Origin of the sequence: Microcystis sp. M179S2, assembly GCF_020245805.1 — a bacterium.
GTDB classification, from domain to species: domain Bacteria; phylum Cyanobacteriota; class Cyanobacteriia; order Cyanobacteriales; family Microcystaceae; genus Microcystis; species Microcystis aeruginosa.
On the sequence record NZ_JADBUE010000326.1, the window covers coordinates 1 to 5461 of the forward strand.

The following is a 5461-nucleotide window of genomic DNA, read 5'->3' on the forward strand; positions in this document are numbered from 1 at the left end:
ACCGATAGGTTATTGCCCGAATGCTTCGCCCCTACAGGACGCGGGCCGATGAAGACGCAAGGTTTTGAACGACGATTCTCTCAAAATCTTGCACCTGTTTCGCTCGTAAAGCCCCAAAACCCTTACTTTGCCTACATTTCAAATTTATTCAGCAAACCCTATCTAAATTACTCGTTAAGACTGTCTATGAGCAGGGAGCAGAGAGAAAAAACCTGACTCCCGATGACTGAAAGCTGATCACCGACAAAACCTATCCCAAAACGATCAAATCGCGCAGGGATTGAATTTCCTCGGTTTGTAAACGCGCCCCAAAAGTAGAAACCACCCGGGCAGCCGCTAGAGAAGCGAGATTTCCTGCCCCTTTGTAACCCATACCGTGGGTAATGCCGTAGAGAAATGCACCTGCATACATATCCCCCGCGCCGACGGTATCGATCGCCTGTACGGGATGGGGGTCAATTTCCAGGAGATTTTCGCCATCATAGATCAAAGAACCACTGGCACCCCGGGTGATAGCGAATCCTTTGGCAATGGTTTTAAAATAGGCGATCGCTGACTCAATTTCCTCGCTGCCGGAAATAGTCAAAGCTTCCGACTCATTAGCGAAAACGAAATCTAACCCCGTTCCGATCATTTCCAGTAATCCCTCCCGGAAGAAGATCGCCATATTGGGATCCGACAGGGATAAAGCGGTTTTGACTCCAGCAGCCTGAGCAATTTCTCGCCCTTTAATAGCGGCAGCTTTGGCAGTGGGAGAGGTGACGAGATAACCTTCGAGATAGAGATAATCGGCATTAACGATCGCTGAAGGGACTAATTCTCGTTCGGAAATTTCCCCGGTGATGCCGAGAAAAGTATTCATGGTGCGATCGGCATCGGGAGTGACGAAAACTAGACATTTTCCCGTGATTCCCACCTCTTTTTCGCCGCCGTGTTCATTGGTATGCAAACCACAGGCGCGCAGATCTTGCAGATAAAACTTACCTAATTCGTCATTGCCCACTTTACAGGAATAGAAACCTCTACCCCCCAACTGAGCGATCGCTACTAGGGTATTCGCCGCCGAGCCGCCACCGCTGCGTTTACAATCAAGAGCCAATTTTTCCATCAACTGGGTTTGACGATTTTCGTCCACCAGCGTCATCACTCCTTTATCGATGCCTAATTCTTGCAGTAATTCAGGAGAGACTTGAAATTCCATATCGACGAGCGCGTTACCGATCCCATAAACGTTGTATTGTTTGCCCATAATTTAGTCGATCGCCTAAAAATACTTTGTTATTGATAGTAGGGAAAGAAGGGGCAAAAAGCTAGGGGCTTTTTTCAGCCGGAGAATATCATAATCAAAAATAATGGGTGTGCTAGTCTCACACCCCCAGTAATTTGTGTTAAGTTTTGTTTAACTAAGCCACTTTAAGCCTCATCGTAGGCTTCTAGATCCAACAGATAAAGATAAGGTTCGGCTAATTCCTGCCTTTGAAAAGCGATCGCTCGCAACAGATGCCAATCCCGCAAAGCCTCGAAGGGGTTACTATACTCATCTTTTTCTAGTCGTTCGGCCAAAGAAGCAATATCAGCGGCGGTATACTTGGCAATATCTTGATCAGTGAAGCTTATAACTGTCATTTATGCACCTTCCTCGACCTTTGTTCTATTTATAGCCTAACATATATTCTGAGTTGAAAAAATGCCTTCCCCGCCAAGTTAAGAACTGTAAATGGAAGGGTAATTGTGGTACAATTCCAGCAAAAAAGCTATTTTTGGTTGATCTTCTATGAAAACAGCCCTCATTACTGGCGCTTCCACCGGTATCGGTGTCGTCTTTGCCCGTCAACTTGCCCAACGGCAAATGGAGCTAATTTTAGTCGCTAGATCCAGAGATAAACTAGAACAATTAGCGGCGGAATTGGGGGAACAATACGGGGTAAAAGTGACAGTTATCGTTCAAGATCTGACCGTTGCTGGGGCGGGAAAGCTGGTATATGATACGGTGAACCAAAAAGGAATCAACGTTGATTTACTGGTAAATAATGCCGGTTTTGGTGATTATGGTGCTTTTAGCGAGCAGGATTTAGCCCGACAGTTAGAAATGATCCAGTTAAATAATCTGGTATTGGTGGAATTAAGCCACTATTTTCTCCGTCCCATGCTTGCTGGCACTGGGGGGGCAATTATCAATGTTGCTTCCATTGCCGGGTTTCAACCGCTGCCCTATCTTTCCGTCTATGCGGCGACAAAAGCTTTTGTCCTCAGTTTTAGCGAGTCTCTCTGGGCAGAAAATAAGGAGAAAGGCGTTGAAATCCTCGCTCTTTGCCCCGGTCCGACGGAATCCAATTTTTTTGAGGTGGCCCGATTTCCCAGTGCCTTTATGGGCAAAAACGGCCGGTTAGATTCGGCAGAAGTGGTGGTACAAGAGGCTTTAACTGCCTTGGCAAATAAGCGCCCCAACGTGGTAGCCGGTAAATTGACTAATAAAATTATCGTCAATCTGCCCCGTTTTTTACCCAGAAGTTGGATCGTGTCTTTGATAGAAAAGCAATTTAAGCTATAAGTAGAATAAAGCGAATTAGAGCAATTGCTGATAGGATTTTAAGGGAATACCTGTCCGGTTTCTCACTTCGATCGCCGAACGATAGACACCGTTTTTTTCTCTTTCGGCGACAATTTTATCAGCCACGGAAAAGTCAAGACCGAGATTGACTAATTCCGCAACGGAGTAGTAGTTTAAACAACGCCAAGAAACGTCAACTTCTTGGCGAATATCGTAGGCAAAGATAACCAAAGGTTCCAATTTTTTCAGATAATTTTCTGGTAAACCAGCCAGGAAGTGTAATTCTTCTAAATGGGTAAAAATATGTCCTTCGTTACGGACAGAAACGATATCATTGGCATAGACAATCGGCAACCCTAATTTATAAACCAGATCGTTGGTGGAACAGCTGTTAATATCAATTTTTTCGAGAGGAGAGGATGACTGTCTGGAATCGGTTCTATTTGCCGAAGCTATTGGATGGGAATTAAGCTGTTGACGGATGTATAAACCCAGGCCGATTTGGGCAAACCAAATGACGATAAAAGACTCTTGTGTAAGGAAAATAAGGGAGATAATTGTCAGGGCAATGCCGACAGATAACCAACTTTGGTTATTGTTTTTTTTGCCAGCATTAGCAATGGCAAGCCCACCGAAAACTGGGACTAAAGACAGCCAGATCCACTCGGAAGATTCGGGAGGGCGAGGAGAGAGATTAGACATATTTTTTTAAAGAGAATCTAAATATTTTCTGCGTTTTTCTTCGTATTCTTCAGCAGTAATAATTCCCTGATCGTAAAGTTTTTTAAGCTGGAGTAAAGTAGCGGTTTTTTGCTGGGCTGATTCTGGCAGTCCTCGCTCTCTACTGCTGGGGAGATAGTTAGGATTATATTTAGCATCAAAAGCTTGATCTGACATGATGATTAAACCAATAAATTCAAAAAAAGCAATGATGCCAGGGATAAAAGTCCAGAAGAAAAGTAGATAAAAAATACCTGCCAAATTCTCCCCTAGATAAAACTTATGGATGCCAAGATAACCGAGAAAAAAGGCTAGTAAAGCCGCTATAGTTCTATTTCTCATAATTTTTGAGATTTCCCTAATTTAGCCAAAAGAAAGTATAAAACCACGATGCCTGTCTGTAATTCCAAGAGAGTAATATAACCCTTGACTAGATAATTTAATTCTAGGGAGGAATTAAAGGCAAAAACTAGCGCACCCAAGGCTAAAAAAGGCAGTAAACGCCAGCCAGACTTGGGTATTTTTATTCCCGTACTGTTAACCTGATTCATGGGCTAATTCTCTAGGTTGGTCTTTTTCGGTGATAGTCGCAAAATCGGGCTTTGTCAAGGGGTGGTTTGATTAACTTTTAGCATCTCAACGAGGATATTATGGGCCTCCTTGGCTGATTCTAGGGTGCGTTCAAAAGGTATTCTAATTGTTTGACTCTCCCCTAATTTTTCTACGGCTAAATCCATACCTTCGGGATCGATGGAGAGCATTTGAGCGGTTTCTGCATCGGTAATATTGCCGTAAACTTGAGCGTAGAAAAGCACGGCATCACCGTGATCCTTGTTCATGTGTTTACAAATGCGATCGCTAATGGCGGGAGTGATAGTTTCAGACATAATATTCCCGAAAAAAATCGATAATAAGGTGGGGACGGATAAAAGCTAGTTCTAAATCGAGGCCAATGGGGTGATATTAGCTAGGGTAGCGTAATTAATCGCTAATTGCCAGATAATTTGGGCGTGAGGATGGCAGGTATCAATAATAAGTTTAATATTATTTTCTTGACAAAAATCCTTAATTGTGCATTGCTCTAATTGTCCCACTTAAGGTCAATCGGGGTAGAGAGTCAGATCCCGGGGCTGCCCGTGCAGTTAAATTGCCTGTTGAGATGAAACAAGAGGCAACAGTAAAGGGATTGGGAGAGATTGAGCTAATCTAAGGATAGGCGATTAAAATGCCTCTTAGCTTAAAACCCCACACCCTGCCCCTGGGAAAAACTTTTTTCAGTACACCCTATATATTTTATCGTTCACAACCGACAACAGAAGCGGTGTAGGTATTACCGATGTGCTGAATACCATTGACAAAAAGATTGACTAGAAAAGGTTGATCATTTGCCCGTACTGTGGCAGTAATTGTTAAGGGTTTATCGGGTTCGATTCGTACTCCATTAGTATTAAAAAATTCCTCGTTAGTTTGATCGCTATACTTGAGAAACAGCCGGATATCAAAGGAGGCAGCCCGGGGAACAGAAACCGTGATGATAAACCTCTGAAAACTTCTACCCCCCGGAACTGCCCAATCGGTATTCCAATTATTACGGGTTATGGTGACACCGAAGGGACCTGGAATAGTGGGTTGCGAGACGGTTTTAGTGATTTCACTACCTTCACCCCCTAATAAAGAAAGTGGCCGACAATTTTGCGCCGCTGCCGGTAGATGTAAGCTTAATAATACCGCCGATAGACCTAAGTAGAAAAGCACGGCATCACCGTGATCTTTGTTCCTGTGTTTACAGATGCGATCGCTAATAGCGGGAGTGATAGTTTCAAACATAAGATTCTGGAAAAAAATTGATGATAAGGTGGGGACGGATAAAAGCCAGTTCTAAATCGAGGCTAATGGAGGGATATTAGTTAGAGTAGCGTAATTAATCGCTAATTGCCAGATAATTTGGGCGTGGGCATGGCAGAGATCAATAATAAGTTTAATATTATTTTCTTGACAAAAATCTTTAATTGTGCATTGATCTAATTGTCCTACTTAAGGTCAATCGGGGCAGAGAGTAATAGTTAGTAAAAGTATAGTCAAATATAGACAGACTGAATTCCATTTCAGAAATTCCCTTCACTTTTACTTCGAGAGATTGATTCTCCTTGGGTGAACTACGCACCTCTCTATCCCATAGCGGTTAAACGC

At 43.2% G+C, this 5461-nt stretch carries 9 protein-coding genes; 1 reads left to right on the top strand and 8 read right to left on the bottom strand.

The features are described from left to right. Positions 1-250: 250 nt before the first annotated feature. Together IM500_RS20285 and isiD are read right to left on the bottom strand one after the other, a co-directional pair. A complete protein-coding gene (locus IM500_RS20285; protein WP_147069384.1) occupies positions 251-1249 on the bottom strand; it encodes an adenosine kinase in 999 nt (332 codons plus the stop codon). Positions 1250-1413: 164 nt separating this feature from the next. Beyond that, positions 1414-1626 (bottom strand): protein IsiD, encoded by a 213-nt coding sequence (gene isiD / locus IM500_RS20290; protein WP_002732311.1) that lies wholly within the window; start codon positions 1624-1626, stop codon positions 1414-1416. A 148-nt stretch (positions 1627-1774) separates the two neighbouring features. On the opposite strand from isiD, the gene IM500_RS20295 reads away from it, so the two are divergent. Further along, positions 1775-2551: an SDR family NAD(P)-dependent oxidoreductase gene (locus IM500_RS20295; protein WP_287739429.1), complete on the top strand. Its 777-nt coding sequence runs from the start codon at positions 1775-1777 to the stop codon at positions 2549-2551. 15 nt (positions 2552-2566) lie between these two features. On the opposite strand, the gene IM500_RS20300 is transcribed toward IM500_RS20295, so the two are convergent. The 6 genes from IM500_RS20300 to IM500_RS20325 all read right to left on the bottom strand — a co-directional run bounded on the left by IM500_RS20300 (position 2567) and on the right by IM500_RS20325 (position 5098). Next, entirely contained in the window at positions 2567-3253 is a 687-nt protein-coding gene (locus IM500_RS20300; protein WP_190719147.1) for a helix-hairpin-helix domain-containing protein, read from the bottom strand. 6 nt (positions 3254-3259) lie between these two features. Beyond that, a complete protein-coding gene (locus IM500_RS20305; protein WP_045357333.1) occupies positions 3260-3613 on the bottom strand; it encodes an NINE protein in 354 nt (117 codons plus the stop codon). Further along, positions 3610-3822 carry a hypothetical protein gene (locus IM500_RS20310; protein WP_190719139.1) on the bottom strand — a complete coding sequence of 71 codons (213 nt, stop codon included), beginning with the start codon at positions 3820-3822 and terminating at the stop codon, positions 3610-3612. Before IM500_RS20310 ends, IM500_RS20305 begins: the two co-directional genes overlap by 4 nt. 54 nt (positions 3823-3876) lie before the next feature. Beyond that, the gene (locus IM500_RS20315; RefSeq protein ID WP_190719135.1) at positions 3877-4158 is read right to left on the bottom strand and encodes a DUF2470 domain-containing protein; all 282 of its coding nucleotides are present in this window, start codon (positions 4156-4158) and stop codon (positions 3877-3879) included. 51 nt (positions 4159-4209) lie between these two features. Continuing rightward, positions 4210-4365 (bottom strand): precorrin-6A/cobalt-precorrin-6A reductase, encoded by a 156-nt coding sequence (locus IM500_RS20320; RefSeq protein WP_190719132.1) that lies wholly within the window; start codon positions 4363-4365, stop codon positions 4210-4212. A 199-nt stretch (positions 4366-4564) separates the two neighbouring features. After that, entirely contained in the window at positions 4565-5098 is a 534-nt protein-coding gene (locus IM500_RS20325; protein WP_190719128.1) for a hypothetical protein, read from the bottom strand. Between the last annotated feature and the right edge of the window lie 363 nt (positions 5099-5461).

What these genes read in the sequence shown, in the direction of transcription:
- IM500_RS20310 (WP_190719139.1), bottom strand. Translation starts at nt 3,822, where the DNA reads ATGAATCAGGTTAACAGTACGGGAATAAAAATACCCAAGTCTGGCTGG.
- IM500_RS20315 (WP_190719135.1), bottom strand. Translation starts at nt 4,158, where the DNA reads ATGTCTGAAACTATCACTCCCGCCATTAGCGATCGCATTTGTAAACAC.
- IM500_RS20295 (WP_287739429.1), top strand. Translation starts at nt 1,775, where the DNA reads ATGAAAACAGCCCTCATTACTGGCGCTTCCACCGGTATCGGTGTCGTC.
- isiD (WP_002732311.1), bottom strand. Translation starts at nt 1,626, where the DNA reads ATGACAGTTATAAGCTTCACTGATCAAGATATTGCCAAGTATACCGCC.
- IM500_RS20300 (WP_190719147.1), bottom strand. Translation starts at nt 3,253, where the DNA reads ATGTCTAATCTCTCTCCTCGCCCTCCCGAATCTTCCGAGTGGATCTGG.
- IM500_RS20285 (WP_147069384.1), bottom strand. Translation starts at nt 1,249, where the DNA reads ATGGGCAAACAATACAACGTTTATGGGATCGGTAACGCGCTCGTCGAT.
- IM500_RS20325 (WP_190719128.1), bottom strand. Translation starts at nt 5,098, where the DNA reads ATGTTTGAAACTATCACTCCCGCTATTAGCGATCGCATCTGTAAACAC.
- IM500_RS20305 (WP_045357333.1), bottom strand. Translation starts at nt 3,613, where the DNA reads ATGAGAAATAGAACTATAGCGGCTTTACTAGCCTTTTTTCTCGGTTAT.